Below are 16,675 nucleotides of genomic sequence, written 5' to 3'. Positions count from 1 at the left end.
CGATCTCCCCTTGCGATGGATCAACTTGGGCGGATTTATGCGCCCGTTTCCGGTGTCTGGTCCAGAATTCGCGCAGCGAAGGTGCGGGTGATCGGGCTGTGTTCGGCCAGTGCGGCGCGGTCCAGCTGTTCGACCAGCGCTGCGGCCTGCGCCAGCGACCGGTCCATGCGCCGCGCCAGGTAGGTGATCAGCGGGTGGTTCACGATGATCTGCCGGTCATCGAAGAATTTGACCAGCACGGCGGACAGCAGCATGTCGTCGGGCGCGTCCAGGCGGGTGAGCGTGGTGCCTTCCATGCGGCTTCGCAGGTCGGGCAGGGTAAGCCCCCAGCGGCTGGGCGCGCTACGCGCTGTGACCATCAGATGGCCCCCTTCGGCCAGCACCAGGTTGTGCAGGTGAAACAGCGCCTCTTCGGCGGGGCGGTCCCCGGCGATCTGGTCGGCGTCTTCCACCACCACCGACTGACCGGCCAGGGCGGCGATATCCGTGTCGGGCAGGTCGGCGGCACCGATCAGTCGCGCGCCTGTCATCTCGGCCCAGACCAGCGCCAGGTGGGTCTTGCCGGAGCCTTCCGGCCCCTCCAGCACAAGCTTGCGATTGGGCCAGCCTTGCCAGCCCTCGACCGTCGCCATGGCGGCTGCGTTCGAATGGGTGACGAAGAAGTCGCCACGCCCCTGCGCAGGCCGCGCAGGCAGGTCAAAGGTCAGTTGCCGGGCCATCTCAGTCGTCTGCCGCTTCGCCCTTGCCGACGATGCCGGTGTAAAGCCGCCCCTGCTGGTACTGCCCCACGCCAAAGCGCGCAACTACGCCAATGGATGCGGCCACCGGCACCGCGACCAGCATGCCGACGAAGCCGAAGAGCGCGCCGAAGGCCGACAGGGCAAACAGCAGCCAGACCGGGTGCAGCCCGACCGAGCTGCCCACCAGCTTCGGCGTCAGGATATTGCCCTCGAGGAACTGACCGGCAAAGAAGATCGCGGCCACGCCCGCCAGCGTCCACCATTCGCCCCAGAATTGGAACAGGCCCAGACCGATGGCCAGGGCCCCGCCCACCAGGGCACCGATATAGGGGATGAAGGTGATGAGCCCGGCGATGAAGCCGACAATCAGTCCGAATTGCAGCCCGATCACCATCAGCGCAATCGCGTAATAGGTGCCCAGGATCAGGCAGACCGTGCCCTGTCCGCGAATGAAGCTCGACAGGGTGGCGTCGATATCGGCGGCAATCCGGCGAATGGTCGGCGCATGATCGCGCGGCAAGAGCTTGTCGATCTCGGCCACCATGCGGTCCCAGTCCAAAAGCAGGTAGAAGGCCACCACTGGCGTGATCACCATCAGCACGACGACGTTGATAATGCCCATGGCCGAGCCGACCACCGCGCTGACCAGTTCGCCACCACGTTCCTGGATGGTCTGACCCAGTTCGTTCAACGACTGGCGCAGGGTCGAGCTTTCGTCCATCAGGGCGGGAAAACGCTCGGTCAGGAACCCCTGCAACTGGTTGAACAGGTCCGGCGCCACATTGACCAGCGAAACCGCTTGGCTGACCAAGGTCGGTACGATCAGCAGGATCGCGATGATGAAAACCAGCGCCGCGAGAACCGAGATGATCGCAGTGGCCAGCGCCCGTGAACAGCCCGCGTCCTCCAACCGGTCCGCCACCGGGTCGAGGAAATAGGCAATCGCGCCCCCCAGCACGAAGGGCAGGATCACGTCGCCCAGAAACCACAGGGCGGCTACAAGGATGGCGGTGGCAATGGTCCAGTACTTGGCCTGGGTCTGAACGGGCAGGGCCATGAAAACTCCGTATAACTCCTGCCCTATGTCGCGTTTTTTGGTCTGTGGTTCAAGGGGGCGGGCCTGGCCGCCCTGCGGGCCCCTCTCTTTTTCTCGCCCCAAGTATCTTGCGGGAGCCCCCTTTGCCAGGCGTCAATCGTGGATCGTGCCCAGCTCCGGTGTTTTCTCGTCGGCCTGCTCGTCCGGCCAGTTGGTGCGCCAGGTCTCTGCCGACCAATGGCCGACATGGACCGAGGGTCGGTCGAACCCGGGAACCGGGTCCAAAAGCGGCGCGATCACCACGTCATGGCGCGGCACCGCGAAATAGGGGAAGGAATAACGCTCCTTGCCCGACCGGTTCACCACCCGATGCGGGGTCGAGACCAGCCGCCCGCCGGACCACAGCTCCAGCATGTCGCCGATATTCACGACGAAGCCGCCGGGCGGGGTTTGCGGGCTGATCCAATCGCCCGCACGGGTCTTTACCTCCAGCCCACCCACCGGGTCTGGCGCGATGATGGTCAGCGCGTCGGTGTCCTTGTGCGCGTGAATGCCGAAGCCCGCTTCGTCTGGCGCCTGCGGCGGGTAATGCAGCAGGGTCATATTGGTCATCGGACGCTCGAACCCGCCCGTCAAAGCGCCGGGTGACAGCGCCAACCCCTCTTCCAGCGCACCCAGCAGCCGCATCAGCACCCCGTCCATCGCTGCCCAATAGGCCAGGATCACCTCCCGCGCCTCCGGCAGTTCGTGCGGCCAGACGTTCGGCCCATAAAGCCCGCAGTCGGCCACCACCGGATCATCCGCCGACACTTCCGCATGCAGCTTGTAACCCTCGTAGCGATCTGGCGTGCCGGAGCCGTCATTCGGCGTAAAGAACCCCATCGGGATGAAGCCGCGATAGTTCTCGCGCGTGATCGCCTGGTCCCATTTCGCCTGTTCCGGTAGAGCAAACAGCGCCCGCAGCATGTCGCGCGTGCCATCGACCAGCGCCGGATCCACACCGGTGCCGGTGATCGACAGAAAGCCGATCGAGGTGCAGGCCTGCATGACCTCGGCCACGCAATCCGCATGCCCCGGCCCGCCCAGGCGTGAGATGTCGATGGTTGGGATATGTTCAGTCAAGGCGCACCTCCTGCCTTTTGAGTTCAACCTGCACCGCCGTGATATCCACCGCGTCCAGCGCACAGCCGCGCCGCACCGCTTGGGCCGCCGCCACGCCCGCCCCCTGTCCGGCCACCGCGCAGCACGCCATGTTGCGCGTGGCGGCATGGGCGATCCTGTCCCCGCCAATGGCACGGCCCGTCACCAGCAGACCACGCACGCCCTTGGGAAGCATCGCCCGGTAGGGCACCTGCATGTAGCGGCCGGTCGTGGGCAGGATCAGCACGCCATAGCCATCAATGAACTCAGGATAGATGCCGATGCTGTCCTCGAAACGACCCTGATGTCGCACATCGGCCTCGGTCATGTTGTAATGCGCGTCGATCTTGCGCGTGTCGCGAATGCCGATGGTCATGCCGAAGTTCCGGAGCCGCGCTGCCTCGCAGCCGGGCGTATAGGCGCGCAACGCGTCAATCGCCAACATCGCCTGGCGCCGCCCCTCGATCTCGCCCTTGGTCATACTGTCGGGGCAGGTGCCGTCCACCTCAGCCAGGTGTACCAGGTTCATATAGGTCATCTCGCCACTGTCATGCACCGCGCCCCAGGTGCCGCCGATTGTGTTGAGGTTCGCGGGCAGCAGCCCGTCGCGAATGGCTTGCTCGAATGGTTTGCCCAGGAAGGGCGAGAACATGTTGTCCTCTTTGCCATCCGTCTCCACCACCCACTCGCCCGAGGACCAGTCGGCATAGGTCTGCGGATCGGCCCGCACCCCCTCCATGAACCGCGCCTTGTCGACGCCCGCGATGTGAAACATCACGCTGGCAGCCTGCATCTGCTCGATGGGCGTCTTCACACAGGGCGCGCCCATCATGCGGGCGATATCGGCGTCCCCTGTGGCGTCGATCACCACCTCGGCCAACACCGCCTCGCGGCCCGCCTTGCTTTCGACAATCACCCCGGTAATGCGGTCACCGTCGCGAATGGGAGCGACGAACATCCGGTGCAACATCGGATGAATGCCAGCTTCCTCGACCAGCCGGTCCGCCACCAGTTTGAACCCCTCGCTGTCCAGCTCGTAGGATAGCGACTGGCTTTCCGGCACCGCAGCCCCCATCGCCTTGGCGCGTTCCTCGAACTCGCGCCCGATCCCACCCGCCTCGACAGTCGCCTCATGCCGATACCAGGCAAAACCCTCGACGCCCACGGTGGTGATATTGCCGCCGAAACAGCCGAACCGGTCCAGCAGGGTCACCTCCACCCCCGCCCGAACCGCTGCCAGGGCTGCCGCCAATCCTCCGGGCCCCGAGCCCACCACCAGCACCTCAGTGCGATGAATGACCGGCACCTCCCGCGCCGGTTCCCGGATCGTATCTGCCATGCTCGCCTCCCTGTCACATGACCGTTGCAAACCGGCCCAGCCTGACCACGCAGGGCGGAATGCGTCAATTCAAAACAACACGCGGCCCCTCCTAGTTGTCTTGCCATGAATATCTCGGGGGAGGGGGCTGCCCCGGGGGCACCGCCCCCAGGCTCACGGAGTGAGCCACGCCCAACCCCGGACGAGCCGAAGGCGTGGGCCGGGGGCGGGAGACCCACCTTTGCCCACCTTCTTGCAATCAAGATTGCCCCCGCCCGCGCTTTGGCATAGGACGAAGCAAAGCTTAGAACAGCCAGATCAGACGAGAGACAGCCCATGCGCCTCAGCCGCTATTTCCTGCCGGTCCTGAAAGAGAACCCCTCCGAAGCCCAGATCGTATCCCACCGCCTCATGCTGCGCGCGGGCATGATCAAACAGCAAAGCGCCGGGATCTATTCCTGGCTGCCGCTCGGCTTCAAGGTGCTGCGCAAGATCGAAAACATCGTGCACGAGGAACAGGCCCGCGCTGGTCACATTGCAATCCAGATGCCGATCCTGCAGGGCGCGGACCTGTGGCGCGAAAGCGGGCGGTATGACGATTATGGTCAGGAAATGCTGCGCATGCAGGACCGCCACGGGCGCGACATGCTCTACACGCCCACGGCCGAGGAAATGGTGACCGACATCTTCCGCAGCCACGTCAGCTCCTACAAGGACCTGCCGCTGACGCTTTACCAGATCCAGTGGAAATTCCGCGACGAGATCCGCCCGCGTTTCGGCGTGATGCGCGGCCGTGAGTTCTACATGAAGGACGGCTACAACTTCGACCTCACCAAGGAAGACGCGCTGCACGCCTACAACCGTCACCTGGTCAGCTACCTGCGCACCTATGAGCGCATGGGCCTGCAGGCGATCCCGATGCGCGCCGACAGTGGCCCCATTGGCGGCGATGATACGCATGAGTTCCTGGTGCTGGCCGAGACTGGCGAGTCTGAGGTTTTCTACGACAGCGCCGTTACCGACCTGAGTTTCGGTGACCGCGTGATCGACTATGACAGCGTCGAGCAGTGCCAGGCCGTGCTGGAGGAGTTCACCTCGAAGTATGCCCGCACGGATGAGACCCATGACGAGGCCGCCTTCCACGAGCGTGTGCCCGAAGAGCGCCGCCGCGTTGCGCGTGGCATCGAGGTTGGCCAGATCTTCTATTTCGGCACCAAATACTCCGACGCCATGGGCGCCGAGGTCCAGGGCCCGGATGGCAAGAAGGTTCCGGTGCACATGGGATCGCACGGGATCGGCGTGAGCCGCCTCCTGGGTGCCATCATCGAGGCCAGCCACGACGACAAGGGCATCATCTGGCCGGAGGGCGTGACGCCCTTCCATGTCGGTATCGTGAACCTGAAACAGGGCGACGATGAAGCAGACGCGGCCTGCGAGAGCCTCTACAAGGCGTTTGAGGCCGCCGGTCTGGAGCCGCTCTATGACGACCGTACCGAACGGGCAGGCGGCAAGTTCGCCACCATGGACCTGATCGGCCTGCCCTGGCGCATCACTGTCGGCCCGCGGGGGCTGAAGAATGGCGTGGTGGAACTGACCTGCCGCCGCACGGGGACCAGCGAAGAGCTGCCGCCCGAACAGGCGATCGCCAAGGTGGTGGAGATCTATTCGCACCACTGAGGCGGAAAATCGCTGAGATATCAGGGGTGTGGGCGGTCATCTTGACGCCCGCGCCCTTTTTCTTTCATCCTGCCTGCAAAAGAACAGAGCAGGTGACAGGCATGATCAGCCAACCGGAGGCGGGGCGATGATCCGCGTGCTGGCCCTTGTGGGCGGGCTTGGCGGTGCCGTGACCCTGTCGCAATTCCCCGAGTACTCGCAGCAATATCTGCAACGCCTGGCGGGCGCGGTGGATGAGCTGACGGCGGTGGTCGCCGCCTTTGACGCCTCTGCCGATGGTTTTGGCCTGACCCGCGATGAGGCGCTCGATCAGATGGGAGGCACGGCTTTCCAGAACCAGCTGCGCGATGACATGCAGGGCAATATCGCCCGGTTGGAGCGTCTGTCGGCGGATTACGCGGCGCTTTCCGGCACCGCGCCGCTGGAGCGGCTCACCATGGTCTGGCGGTTGCGCGACAGTGAGCTTGCCGCGCGCACCTGGGGCGATTTCCGCCCCGCCGTGCCGGTGACTCGCGACGGGGCGCTGGCGACGGGCATCGGGTTTGGCGCTGGCTGGCTGGTGGTGGTGGGGTTTCTGAAGGGGCTGTTCGGCCTCTCGCGACGGCGCAGGGCCGCGCGAGAGGGGAAGACGCCCAGGCCGACCCCCGTTGCCGACAAGACCCGGGGCTTGCGTGAACCGCCCCCGGTGACCCGTGCCGCGCGCGCGGCGGTGGCGGGGCTGGAACACCCCGCCGAATGAGGATTAGAATCGCAGGTTCACCCCCAGTTTGAGATTGTGAAACCGCGGCGTGGCCTGGGTCGCGGCGCCGCCTGCATCCTCCAGCCGGGTCTTGCCGAAGCTGGAATGCTCGTATTCCCCGGTCACGGACAACCGATCGCCCAGCTGTTTCTCGATCCCGAGGCCGAGGATATGGCCGTTGGCCGAAAACGCCGTGTCGATCGCGGCCGGGCCAGCGGCGCCCGTCCCGGTGACCGCGTAGTCGAATTCTCCACGTGATACGCCCGCAATCGCATAGAGCTGCGTGCCCCAGGCCGGTTGGGCGAGCCCGGCCTTCAGGCGCAGGGACAGGGCGCGGATCAGCCGGGTCTCGGCGTCATAGCCGCCGGTACTGAACCTGTCCTCAACTTTGCCGCCTTCCAAGGCTAGTTCGGGGCCCGCCACCACCATACCGATCTGCCAGCGATAGCCCAGCCGGACCCCGCCGTTCAGCCCTTCGCTATCGAGCTGCCCGATCGCGATCGAGGCCGGGCTGCCAGCAGGAGATACTCCGACCGCGTCTTGGCCGGGCAGCGCGAAGCCCAATGTTAAACCGCCATAGGCGCCGGCCCACTCCGGATCGGGGCTGACGGTGGCGGGGGCCGAGAGAGCCGTGGGAGCGGCAGGGGGCACGGGCCCGGCCGCCCAGAGGGTGCAGGGCATGAGCGCGGCGCAGGCGAGCGTCGCGGCACGAGGGAACTGCTTCGATGTCATTGATCTGGTCCTGTGTTGGGGCGGAGATGCCCACAGGATCGCTAGCGTGACCGAGGGCGGCGTTCCAGTTTTGGCGGTTTTCGAAGAAAATTTAACTCTAACCTGTTGTAAATAAACATGAATATTTTGAACTGCAATAAGAGCAAGAATCGTTCGAACCTACCCTTTTCAAAGGGAAACGCCGCCACTCGAAAGAGCGACGGCGTTCCAGAAAAACATGCGGCTAGCGTCAGCTCTTCGGCCCAACAATCCGGTTCACGTGGCCCATCTTGCGCCCCAAGCGTGGGCCTTTGGCCCGCGCGTTGCCCGGCAGCGTATTTCGGCACGAAATGCGCGAGAGGGGGCCTTGGGTTCGAGTTGGCGTCAGCTCTTCGGCCCAATAACCCGGTTCACGTGGCCCATCTTGCGCCCCAAGCGTGGGCCTTTGGCCCGCGCGTTGCCCGGCAGCGTATTTCGGCACGAAATGCGCGAGAGGGGGCCTTGGGCTCGGTCCGGCTCAGTTCTTCGGCCCAACAACCCGGTTCACGTGGCCCATCTTGCGCCCCAAGCGTGGGCCTTTGGCCCGCGCGTTGCCCGGCAGCGTATTTCGGCACGAAATGCGCGAGAGGGGGCCTTGGGTTCGAGTTGGCGTCAGCTCTTCGGCCCAATAACCCGGTTCACGTGGCCCATCTTGCGCCCCAAGCGTGGGCCTTTGGCCCGCGCGTTGCCCGGCAGCGTATTTCGGCACGAAATGCGCGAGAGGGGGCCTTGGGCTCGGTCCGGCTCAGTTCTTCGGCCCAACAACCCGGTTCACGTGGCCCATCTTGCGCCCCAAGCGTGGGCCTTTGGCCCGCGCGTTGCCCGGCAGCGTATTTCGGCACGAAATGCGCGAGAGGGGGCCTTGGGTTCGAGTTGGCGTCAGCTCTTCGGCCCAATAACCCGGTTCACGTGGCCCATCTTGCGCCCCGCCTTGACCTCGGCCTTTCCATAGAGGTGCAGCGCCGCGTTGGGCTCCTTGGCGATGTCACCCACGCGGTCCATGTCAGCGCCGATCAGGTTCTCCATCACCACGTCCGAATGGCGCGATCCGTCGCCCAGCGGCCAGCCCGCAACGGCGCGAATGTGTTGTTCGAACTGGTCTATGGCGCAGCCGTTCTGGGTCCAGTGGCCGGAATTGTGCACCCGAGGCGCGATCTCGTTCACCACCAGGCCCTGCGGGGTGACGAAGAGCTCGACGCCCATGACGCCGACATAGTCCAGCGCATTCAGGATCTTGCCCGCCAGCAGCACGGCGTCCATGCGGTGGGCCGCATTCAGGCGCGCGGGCAGGGTGGTGGTGGACAGGATTCCGTCCTTGTGCACGTTCTCGCCGGGGTCATAGCAGGCGACCTCGCCGGTCACACCGCGCGCGGCGATCACGCTGACCTCGTGGGAGAAGTTCACGAACCCCTCCAGCACGGCAGGGGCGCCTGCCATGTCGGCCAGCGCTTGCGCCGCGTCCTCGGCGGCCATGATGCGGGCCTGGCCCTTGCCGTCATAGCCGAAGCGGCGGGTCTTCAGGATCGAGGGCGCACCGATGCTGCCCATCGCGGCATCCAGATCGGCGGCGTTTTCCACGTTGGCATAGGGCGCGACGGTCAGGCCCAGCCCGGTCAGAAAGTCCTTCTCCACCAACCGGTCCTGGCTCACGCGCAGGGCCTCGCGGTTGGGGCGGATCGGGCGGATCGCCTCGATCACGTCCAGCGCGGCGGTGGGGATGTTCTCGAATTCATAGGTGACCACATCGACGCTTGTCGCAAAGGCACGCAGCGCGTCTTCGTCGTCATAGCCCGCCGTGGTCACCCGGTCGGCGACATGACCCGCGGGCGGGTTGGCGCCCGGTTCGAACACATGGGTGCGAAAGCCAAGGCGGGAGGCCGCGACGGACAGCATGCGGCCCAGCTGACCGCCGCCCAGAATGCCGATCACGGCACCGGTTTGCAGCGCCTCAGTCATCGGAGGGCTCGTCGGGGATGGAGGCGGACAGCGCCTCGCGCCAGGTGTCCAGGCGCTGGGCCAGGTCGGCGTCAGCCACTGCCAGAATGCCAGCAGCCATCAGGCCAGCGTTGGCGGCACCCGCCGCGCCGATCGCCATGGTCGCGACCGGGAAACCCTTGGGCATCTGCACGATGGAATAAAGGCTGTCGACACCGGACAGCGCCCGGGTCTGCACCGGCACGCCCACCACGGGCACCCGGGTTTTCGAAGCCATCATGCCCGGCAGATGCGCCGCCCCTCCCGCGCCCGCGATGATCACGTGCAATCCGCGGTCGGCTGCGGTCTTGCCATAGTCCCACAACCGGTCCGGCGTGCGGTGCGCCGAGACGATCTTGGTCTCATAGGCAATGCCCAGTTCATCCAGAATGTTGGCGGCTTCCTTCATCGTGGGCCAGTCCGACTGGCTGCCCATGATGATCCCGACTTTCACGTCCGTCATGCTGTCCCCCGAAGTCTTTGAAGCCCGCTTTATAAAGGGCTTGGGCCTTTACGCAATGATATCCGGCGTCAGTTTGTCCTCGATCGCGGCAATCTTGTCCTTCAGCGCCAATTTCTGCTTTTTCAAGCGGCGCAATTGCAGTTGATCGGCGCGGCCGGTCTGTTCAAGGGCGGTAATGGCGTCGTCCAGATCGCGATGCTCGCGGCGGAACACTTCCAGCTCGACGCGCAGCACCTCTTCGGGCTTCATTTCTTCGGCATTGCTCATCAGTGAGTCGGCTTTCCAAATCTTGCCCACAACTTAGCCGCCCGACCCTGTTCCGCCAAGGGGAACAGGAGCAGGTGACCTAGGGTCGTGCACAACTGGTTAAGGCTGCGGGTGGAGAGGGCTTGCAGCCCGCCCGGTGCCCCCCCATATTCAACCAAGGGTCGCCGCGCGCGGGGCCCCAATACGTGTCGCTTTGATGAAGGACGTGTCGATGACGAAAATGACCCTTGGGTCCCACCCTTTCCTGCTTGGCTTTGAACAGCTTGAGCGTCTGGTTGAACAGGCGTCGAAAGGGCAGGATGGATACCCTCCCTTCAATATCGAACAGGTCAGCGAGCGGGGTTACCGCATCACCCTCGCGGTTGCCGGGTTCTCGGATGACGACCTGTCGATCACGGTCGAGGACCACAAGCTGGTCATTCGCGGTCGCCAGCCCGAGGCCGATGCCACCCGCGTCTTCCTGCATCGCGGCATTGCCGGGCGGCAGTTCCAGAAAAGCTTTGTCCTGGCCGATGGGGTCGATGTGAAGGGCGCCACGACCGAGAACGGGCTTCTGCATATCGATCTGGAACGGGCCGAGCCCGAGAAGGTCGTGCAGACGATCCAAATCAATCGCGGCTGATATTTCAGACCATCAACAGCTTGTGAGCGGACGGGCGAAACACCCGCGCCGACCCCATATCTTGTGTATGGAAGGAGACGTGTCATGGATGCGAAATATGAAATCATGCCGGAAAACGGCGAACGTATCGTCTATGTCCGGCCAGTGAATATCGAGGACCTGCCGGAGGAGATCCGGCCCCAGGTCGAGGGTATCAAGCGGCTCTTCGCCGTGCATGATGCCGATGGCGAACGCCTGGCCCTGGTGCGCGGTCGTCGCCTGGCTTTTGCGCTGGCACGGCAGAACGACCTGTCGCCGGTTTCGGTACACTAAGACGGCCGGTCAGCCCCTCGCGCAGGGGCTGGTCAAACGCGCGGATCGGAGGCATGGTGCCTCCGACGAAGGAGCGCGTGATGGCATATGAATTCGACTGGGTGGATGCGTTCACCTCTTCCCCATTTGGTGGCAACGGATGTGTCGTGGTGCATGGCGCCGCAGACTTGTCGATTGACGACCGGCTGGCGTTGGTGCGGGAAACCTCGCTCAGCGAATGCGCCTATCTGGTTGGTTCGGACAAGGCCGATTTCGGCGCGCGATACTACGTTGCCGACAAGGAAATCCTCATGGCTGGCCACCCGACGGTGGCGACCGTCGTGTCGCTTGTCGATCGGGGGCTGGTCGATCTGTCCTCGGGTCGGGCGGCGTTCACGCTGGAGGTTGGCGCAGGCGTGTTGCCGATCGAGGTCAAGACCGGGCCAAAGGGCCCCATCGTTACCATGACCCAGCTCGCGCCGGTGTTCGGTGCCACCCATGATCCGGCCCGGATTGCCGCGATGTACGGGTTGGAGGCCGGGGACGTGGTGGGTACCCCACAGATCGTCTCGACCGGCACGCCCTTCTGCATCGTTGTCCTGAAGGACAAGGAGGCCCTGCGCCGTGCCACGCTGCGTTCCGAGGCCTGGGAGGCGCTGAACCCGCCCGGCACCCTGCCTGGCGATCTTGTTGAACCCTTTCTGGTCACACTGGGCGGGGAAACGGCCATAGGCGATACCTTCTCGCGCCTGCTGTTGCCCGCGCCCATGCCGCCCGAGGATCCGTTCACCGGATCCGCCACCGGCTGCATGGCCGCCTATCTGTGGCATCACGGGCTGATCAATCAAACGGATTTCATCGCCGAACAAGGCCATTGGATGGGACGTCCGGGCGCGGCTCAGGTCGAGGTGCTGGGCCCACGCGAGGCCCCCACCGGGGTCAAGGTCGGCGGCCCGGGCCGGGTGCTCATGCGCGGGGAGCTCCTGCTGTGAAATGGGCTGCGCTTGTGGCCTGTCTGGCCGCGCCCGCAGTCGCCGAAGAGGTCAGCGCACCGGGGCCCGCCGGGCCGCTCAAGGGCGCGTATCTGCAGGCAGAAGATGAACAGGCGCTGGCCCTGATCATTCCCGGCTCCGGCCCGATTGACCGGGATGGCAACAACACCCTTGGCATGACCACCAACCTCTACAGGCAACTGGCCGAGGGGCTGGGGGCGCAGGGCATCAGCACGATCCGCATCGACAAGCGCGGCATGTTTTCCAGCGCCGCGGCGGTGAGTGATGCCAATGACGTGACCATCGGTGCCTATGCTGCGGACATTCGCAACTGGGTGGCCGCCCACCAAGGTGCGCGCGACTGTGTCTGGTTGATTGGCCATAGCGAGGGCGCGCTGGTTGCCTTCCACACGGTGGCGCATGGGGCGGAGAATGTCTGCGGCGTGGTCTCGCTGGCCGGGCCGGGGCGACCGCTGGGGGCAATCCTGCGCGAGCAACTGGCGGCCTCACCGGCGATGATGCCCGAACTTCTGGAGGTCTCGGAGCGCATCATCGCCTCGCTGGAAGTCGGGCAGGCGGTCAGTGCCGATCAGGTCCCGCCTGCGTTGGCCGGGCTGTTTGCGCCGGGGCTGCAACGGTACATGGTCGACCTGTTCTCCCATGATCCAGCGGCGCTGGCCGGGAAAAGTGACCTTCCCTTGCTGATCCTGCAAGGCGGGCAGGATTTGCAGATCACCGGCACGGATGCCGCTGCGCTGACCGCCGCAAGGCCGGATGCGCAGCGGGTGGATTTCACGCAGCTCAACCACATGTTCAAACCGGTCCCGCATGAGGACGTCGCGACAAATTTCGCGACCTATTTTGATGGTGAGCTGCCTGTGGGACAGCGCGTCGTTCCCCAAATCGTGCAGTTTCTGACTGCGAACTGATCCGCTCTACAGGGGGCGCCAAGTTCCGAATCGCGCCGCCAGATGCAGGGCGCAGGCCCGGTTGGCCTCGGCTCGGGTCTGGCCGTCCACCTGCGCGGCTTGCAGATTGCCGGGATCGGCCAGAGGGGTGGCCAGCCTGCGCGCCTCAGGCAGTTCGACCACCGCACGCCCCGCCCGGGCAAAGGCGCCGGACAGCCAGATGTCATCGACGGCCCAGGCGATCTCCGGCAGGGTCATGGCCAGGTCATCTAGCCAATCGGGCTGGATCATGACCCCTGCAAACCCCTGAACGATTGGTGGGCCCGAGAGCTTCAACCGCTCCGCCCCGAAGGTGGCGCCCGCCAGAACTGCCCCCGGATGCGCCAAGCGCGCCTTGCGAAAGGCGTCCACCCAGCCCGGCGCATAGTCCCAGTCATCATCGCAATACAGCAGGTCCACATCCTGCCCACGCAGCCTCTGCGCCGCATGCACTACCTTGGCCGCTGGCCCCAGATCCCCATCCGGGCGCAAGACCTCTGCGCCCGGCAGGTCCGGCACCGCATGATCCCCGGGAAAGCGGCGGTATCGACGGGGCAGGGTGACGATCACCTGCGCTCCTTGCGCCTGTAACGTTGCAACCACGCGGGGCAACTGCGCAAAACGGGGCGGGATCGAGGTGAGCGAGACGATGGTTTCGCTCATGTTGCGCTCTGTGACCGAAGCTGTTGCTGCACCCGCTGCCCATCCTCGGTCAAGGCAGCCGTGAAGCCGCGCATCCATGACCCCGTGATGGCGCCCTTGTCGATGATCTCGACCCAGTCTGGCATCTGCCGAAGCCTGTGCCAGAGAACAAGATCGCCCAGGTCGTCACGCGGGTCTCCTTGTGCCGCCATCGCCTCGCCCACTGTTCGTGCTGCTGGCCGATGTTCGGCGGTTGCGGCCAGGATCAACCGATGTTCGATTGACCCCAGTCCGGTTTCGGGGTCCGGACGGCGCGCGAGGCAAAGTGCAAGCGCCTGATCCAGTGGCGCATGGCCGGAACCGCGCGCGACAAGTTCGTCCATGTCCCTTGCCGTCCCAGAGGTCAGTGCCCCCAGCGCGTCAGTCAGCCAATCCGGAAATGCCTGCGCATCTGGCAGAGGTGCGAACTCCTCTGGGCGCAACATGAATAGGGCGGGGATGTTTCGAAACTGGTGAAACTGGCGAAAAAAGATGCGGTCCTTCGGGAAATCATGTCGTGCCAGAAGGCCCAGGCAGACGAGCAGAAAGAACTGCTCCCTGACGGTTTGGCCGACCCAGATCTCGATCCGTTGCGCCCCGCGCAGCTTTGCGACCTTGTAGGACAGGAACTTGCGCCAGTGGCGTTTGGTGGCCTCGTCTTCGGGAATTATGGTTTTCCAAAACCCAGAGCGCGCCTGGGCGAATGCGGCCATGTCTTCGAGACCCGGGAGCGGTCCGCAGGAAAAATCTTCGACACAGCCAATCACCTGGGCCGAGGTGTTTTGGGAGTTGAGAAAATCGGTAACGTGGCCCACCGCGCTGTCACCCATAGTCAGTACAGATAATGTCATGCGCCGACCCTGCCTGACAAAAAAGGCCGGGGCAATGCCCCGGCCTTCCAGTGTTTCTGACCAGGCGCTTACGCCTTGATCAGCCCCATGCTTTCGAGCTTCAGCAGAACCTGATGGGCGCAGTTGTCGACCTCGACATTCTCGGTCTCGACCGACAGTTCCGGGTTCACCGGCACGTCATAGGGGTCGGAGATCCCGGTGAATTCCTTGATCTTGCCCTCACGTGCCAGTTTGTAGAGCCCCTTGCGGTCGCGGCGCTCGCATTCTTCGATCGAGGTGGCAACGTGCACTTCGATGAAGGCGCCGAACTGCTCGATGTCCTCGCGCACTGCACGGCGGGTGGTCGCATAGGGGGCGATTGGAGCGCAGATGGCGATGCCGCCGTTCTTGGTGATTTCCGAGGCGACATAACCGATGCGGCGGATGTTGAGGTCGCGGTGTTCCTTCGAGAAACCCAGTTCCGAGCTGAGGTTTTTACGCACGATGTCGCCGTCCAGCAGGGTCACGGGGCGGCCGCCCATCTCCATCAGTTTGACCATCAGAGCGTTGGCGATGGTTGATTTGCCCGAGCCCGAGAAGCCGGTGAAGAAGACGGTAAAACCCTGCTCCGAGCGGGGCGGCTTGGTCTTGCGCAGTTCTTCTACCACGGCGGGGAAGGAGAACCATTCCGGGATTTCCAGACCTTCAGCCAGGCGGCGGCGCAACTCGGTGCCCGAGATGTTCAGGATGGTCACGTCATCCTTGTCGGCGATCTCGTCGGCCGGTTCGTATTGGGCGCGGTCCTGCACATAGACCATGTGTTTGAAATCGACCATCTCGATGCCCATTTCCTCGGCGTGTTCGCGGAACAGGTCCTGGGCGTCATAGGGGCCGTAGAAATCTTCACCGGCCGAGTTCTTGCCGGGCCCGGCGTGGTCGCGGCCGACGATGAAGTGGGTGCAGCCGTGGTTCTTGCGGATCAGACCGTGCCACACGGCCTCACGCGGGCCGGCCATGCGCATGGCCAGGTTCAAGAGGCTCATGGTGGTGGTGGCGGACGGGTATTGATCCAGCACCGCCTCGTAGCAGCGCACGCGGGTGAAGTGGTCGATGTCGCCCGGCTTGGTCATGCCGACCACCGGGTGGATCAGCAGGTTGGCCTGGGCCTCCTTGGCGGCGCGGAAGGTCAGTTCCTGGTGGGCGCGGTGCAGCGGGTTGCGGGTCTGGAAGGCCACCACACGGCGCCAGCCCAGCTTGCGGAAATAGGCGCGCAGCTCGTTCGGGGTGTCGCGGCGGGCGCGGAAGTCGTAATGCACTGGCTGCTGGATGCCCACGACCGGGCCGCCCAAGTACACTTTGCCCGCGTGGTTGTGCAGGTAGTTCACCGCCGGGTGCGCTTCATCATCGGCGCCAAAGACCTTTTCAGCCTCGCGTGCCTTGTTCGGCACCCAGTTGTCGGTGACGGTCATGGTGGCAAGGATCACGCCTTCCTGGTCGCGCAGGGCGATGTCCTGGCCTTCGGTAAGCTGCGCCGCGAAGTCCTCGGACACATCCAGGTTGATCGGCATCGGCCACAGCTGGCCGTCGGCCAGGCGCATGTTTTCCACCACGCCGTTGTAGTCTTCCTCGGTCAGGAAGCCCTTCAGCGGGTTGAACCCGCCGTTCATCAGCAGTTCCAGGTCGCAAATCTGGCGCGGGGTCAGGTCCCAGCTGACCAGGTCGGCGGCTTCCACTTTCAGTTTCTGCGCGCTTTCATAGCTCACATAGAGCTCGGGGATGGGCGTGAGGTTGTTTTCCATGGGATTGGTCCTGTGTTTCAGCGGCACAAGGCCGCTGGTGGTGCCGGTAAGCTCCGCGTGCAGGGCGTTGTATTCGGCCAGTTTGCGGGCAAGAAAGCGGTCGGTGAGGCGGCGCTTTTCGGTGCCGCCGCGGGCGGTGAGCGTATAGGTGAACCTCTGGCGCTTGTCGGGGCCCTTACGGTCGCTGACGCTGATCAGCCCGGCCTCGGTCGCCATACGCAACAGCGCGTTGAGTCGTCCCAACGAGACACCGATCACCGCCGCCAAGGCGCGTTGCGAGGCATCCGGCGCCGTATCAAGCTGGCGCAGGAGCCGGAAGAGCTGGTCTTCCTCGGCGGTGGTTTTTGTCTCTTGGGTGGTCATGGCGACGACTCAAAGTGTGTTCACGCATGAACGGATCGCATGAAAT

17 protein-coding genes are annotated in these 16,675 nt (G+C 64.5%); 6 read left to right on the top strand and 11 right to left on the bottom strand.

Translation table 11 applies throughout. From position 1 onward, the window contains the following. Positions 1 to 35: 35 nt before the first annotated feature. The 4 genes from ACO07D_RS01520 to ACO07D_RS01505 form a co-directional block, all read right to left on the bottom strand. Positions 36 to 719: a chromosomal replication initiator DnaA gene (locus ACO07D_RS01520; protein ID WP_421701166.1), complete on the bottom strand. Its 684-nt coding sequence runs from the start codon at positions 717 to 719 to the stop codon at positions 36 to 38. Between the two features lies 1 nt (position 720). After that, a complete protein-coding gene (locus ACO07D_RS01515) occupies positions 721 to 1,797 on the bottom strand; it encodes an AI-2E family transporter (protein WP_421701165.1) in 1,077 nt (358 codons plus the stop codon). A gap of 132 nt (positions 1,798 to 1,929) precedes the next feature. Next, complete coding sequence (locus ACO07D_RS01510) at positions 1,930 to 2,898, bottom strand: isopenicillin N synthase family dioxygenase (protein ID WP_421701164.1); 969 nt, start codon at positions 2,896 to 2,898, stop codon at positions 1,930 to 1,932. After that, positions 2,891 to 4,255: an FAD-dependent oxidoreductase gene (locus ACO07D_RS01505; protein ID WP_421701163.1), complete on the bottom strand. Its 1,365-nt coding sequence runs from the start codon at positions 4,253 to 4,255 to the stop codon at positions 2,891 to 2,893. Before ACO07D_RS01505 ends, ACO07D_RS01510 begins: the two co-directional genes overlap by 8 nt. Positions 4,256 to 4,570: 315 nt before the next feature. Here ACO07D_RS01505 and proS point away from each other — a divergent pair, with 315 nt between their 5' ends. Beyond that, the gene (gene proS, locus ACO07D_RS01500; protein ID WP_421701162.1) at positions 4,571 to 5,911 is read left to right on the top strand and encodes a proline--tRNA ligase; all 1,341 of its coding nucleotides are present in this window, start codon (positions 4,571 to 4,573) and stop codon (positions 5,909 to 5,911) included. Between the two features lie 127 nt (positions 5,912 to 6,038). After that, positions 6,039 to 6,650, top strand: coding sequence for a DUF2937 family protein (locus ACO07D_RS01495; protein ID WP_421701161.1), 612 nt, complete (start codon positions 6,039 to 6,041; stop codon positions 6,648 to 6,650). A gap of 3 nt (positions 6,651 to 6,653) precedes the next feature. Here the strand turns inward: ACO07D_RS01495 and ACO07D_RS01490 are convergent, their stop codons facing one another. From ACO07D_RS01490 to ACO07D_RS01475, 4 genes are all read right to left on the bottom strand, one after another. Continuing rightward, on the bottom strand, positions 6,654 to 7,382 hold the full coding sequence (locus ACO07D_RS01490; RefSeq protein WP_421701160.1) for an outer membrane protein: 729 nt from the start codon (positions 7,380 to 7,382) through the stop codon (positions 6,654 to 6,656). A gap of 897 nt (positions 7,383 to 8,279) precedes the next feature. Next, on the bottom strand, positions 8,280 to 9,356 hold the full coding sequence (locus ACO07D_RS01485; RefSeq protein ID WP_421701159.1) for a 5-(carboxyamino)imidazole ribonucleotide synthase: 1,077 nt from the start codon (positions 9,354 to 9,356) through the stop codon (positions 8,280 to 8,282). Further along, complete coding sequence (gene purE, locus ACO07D_RS01480; protein ID WP_421701158.1) at positions 9,349 to 9,837, bottom strand: 5-(carboxyamino)imidazole ribonucleotide mutase; 489 nt, start codon at positions 9,835 to 9,837, stop codon at positions 9,349 to 9,351. Before purE ends, ACO07D_RS01485 begins: the two co-directional genes overlap by 8 nt. A gap of 48 nt (positions 9,838 to 9,885) precedes the next feature. After that, positions 9,886 to 10,104: a YdcH family protein gene (locus ACO07D_RS01475; protein WP_421704973.1), complete on the bottom strand. Its 219-nt coding sequence runs from the start codon at positions 10,102 to 10,104 to the stop codon at positions 9,886 to 9,888. A 211-nt stretch (positions 10,105 to 10,315) separates the two neighbouring features. Between ACO07D_RS01475 and ACO07D_RS01470 the strand changes: the two genes are divergently transcribed. From ACO07D_RS01470 to ACO07D_RS01455, 4 genes are all read left to right on the top strand, one after another. Further along, positions 10,316 to 10,726 carry an Hsp20 family protein gene (locus tag ACO07D_RS01470; RefSeq protein WP_300519145.1) on the top strand — a complete coding sequence of 137 codons (411 nt, stop codon included), beginning with the start codon at positions 10,316 to 10,318 and terminating at the stop codon, positions 10,724 to 10,726. A gap of 84 nt (positions 10,727 to 10,810) precedes the next feature. Next, entirely contained in the window at positions 10,811 to 11,038 is a 228-nt protein-coding gene (locus ACO07D_RS01465) for a DUF1150 family protein (protein WP_421701157.1), read from the top strand. An 80-nt stretch (positions 11,039 to 11,118) separates the two neighbouring features. Beyond that, positions 11,119 to 12,009 carry a PhzF family phenazine biosynthesis protein gene (locus ACO07D_RS01460; RefSeq protein WP_421701155.1) on the top strand — a complete coding sequence of 297 codons (891 nt, stop codon included), beginning with the start codon at positions 11,119 to 11,121 and terminating at the stop codon, positions 12,007 to 12,009. Then, the gene (locus ACO07D_RS01455) at positions 12,006 to 12,938 is read left to right on the top strand and encodes an alpha/beta hydrolase (RefSeq protein ID WP_421701154.1); all 933 of its coding nucleotides are present in this window, start codon (positions 12,006 to 12,008) and stop codon (positions 12,936 to 12,938) included. Before ACO07D_RS01460 ends, ACO07D_RS01455 begins: the two co-directional genes overlap by 4 nt. Positions 12,939 to 12,944: 6 nt before the next feature. On the opposite strand, the gene ACO07D_RS01450 is transcribed toward ACO07D_RS01455, so the two are convergent. From ACO07D_RS01450 to ACO07D_RS01440, 3 genes are all read right to left on the bottom strand, one after another. Next, positions 12,945 to 13,619: a hypothetical protein gene (locus ACO07D_RS01450; RefSeq protein WP_421701153.1), complete on the bottom strand. Its 675-nt coding sequence runs from the start codon at positions 13,617 to 13,619 to the stop codon at positions 12,945 to 12,947. After that, positions 13,616 to 14,467, bottom strand: coding sequence for a DUF1835 domain-containing protein (locus ACO07D_RS01445; RefSeq protein WP_421701152.1), 852 nt, complete (start codon positions 14,465 to 14,467; stop codon positions 13,616 to 13,618). Before ACO07D_RS01445 ends, ACO07D_RS01450 begins: the two co-directional genes overlap by 4 nt. 89 nt (positions 14,468 to 14,556) lie before the next feature. Then, positions 14,557 to 16,629, bottom strand: coding sequence for a bifunctional sulfate adenylyltransferase/adenylylsulfate kinase (locus tag ACO07D_RS01440; protein WP_421701151.1), 2,073 nt, complete (start codon positions 16,627 to 16,629; stop codon positions 14,557 to 14,559). Between the last annotated feature and the right edge of the window lie 46 nt (positions 16,630 to 16,675).

The sequence above is a fragment of the Aliiroseovarius sp. genome (assembly GCF_965228805.1).
Classification (GTDB): domain Bacteria; phylum Pseudomonadota; class Alphaproteobacteria; order Rhodobacterales; family Rhodobacteraceae; genus JASBTN01.
This window is presented reverse-complemented; position numbering and strand designations above follow the sequence as displayed.

Excerpts from the sequence above, each read along its gene's own strand:
- ACO07D_RS01465 (WP_421701157.1), top strand. The coding sequence starts at position 10,811 with ATGGATGCGAAATATGAAATCATGCCGGAAAACGGCGAACGTATCGTC.
- ACO07D_RS01450 (WP_421701153.1), bottom strand. The coding sequence starts at position 13,619 with ATGAGCGAAACCATCGTCTCGCTCACCTCGATCCCGCCCCGTTTTGCG.
- ACO07D_RS01485 (WP_421701159.1), bottom strand. The coding sequence starts at position 9,356 with ATGACTGAGGCGCTGCAAACCGGTGCCGTGATCGGCATTCTGGGCGGC.
- ACO07D_RS01490 (WP_421701160.1), bottom strand. The coding sequence starts at position 7,382 with ATGACATCGAAGCAGTTCCCTCGTGCCGCGACGCTCGCCTGCGCCGCG.
- proS (WP_421701162.1), top strand. The coding sequence starts at position 4,571 with ATGCGCCTCAGCCGCTATTTCCTGCCGGTCCTGAAAGAGAACCCCTCC.
- ACO07D_RS01445 (WP_421701152.1), bottom strand. The coding sequence starts at position 14,467 with ATGGGTGACAGCGCGGTGGGCCACGTTACCGATTTTCTCAACTCCCAA.
- ACO07D_RS01505 (WP_421701163.1), bottom strand. The coding sequence starts at position 4,255 with ATGGCAGATACGATCCGGGAACCGGCGCGGGAGGTGCCGGTCATTCAT.
- purE (WP_421701158.1), bottom strand. The coding sequence starts at position 9,837 with ATGACGGACGTGAAAGTCGGGATCATCATGGGCAGCCAGTCGGACTGG.
- ACO07D_RS01475 (WP_421704973.1), bottom strand. The coding sequence starts at position 10,104 with ATGAGCAATGCCGAAGAAATGAAGCCCGAAGAGGTGCTGCGCGTCGAG.
- ACO07D_RS01520 (WP_421701166.1), bottom strand. The coding sequence starts at position 719 with ATGGCCCGGCAACTGACCTTTGACCTGCCTGCGCGGCCTGCGCAGGGG.
- ACO07D_RS01460 (WP_421701155.1), top strand. The coding sequence starts at position 11,119 with ATGGCATATGAATTCGACTGGGTGGATGCGTTCACCTCTTCCCCATTT.
- ACO07D_RS01470 (WP_300519145.1), top strand. The coding sequence starts at position 10,316 with ATGACGAAAATGACCCTTGGGTCCCACCCTTTCCTGCTTGGCTTTGAA.
- ACO07D_RS01440 (WP_421701151.1), bottom strand. The coding sequence starts at position 16,629 with ATGACCACCCAAGAGACAAAAACCACCGCCGAGGAAGACCAGCTCTTC.
- ACO07D_RS01495 (WP_421701161.1), top strand. The coding sequence starts at position 6,039 with ATGATCCGCGTGCTGGCCCTTGTGGGCGGGCTTGGCGGTGCCGTGACC.
- ACO07D_RS01515 (WP_421701165.1), bottom strand. The coding sequence starts at position 1,797 with ATGGCCCTGCCCGTTCAGACCCAGGCCAAGTACTGGACCATTGCCACC.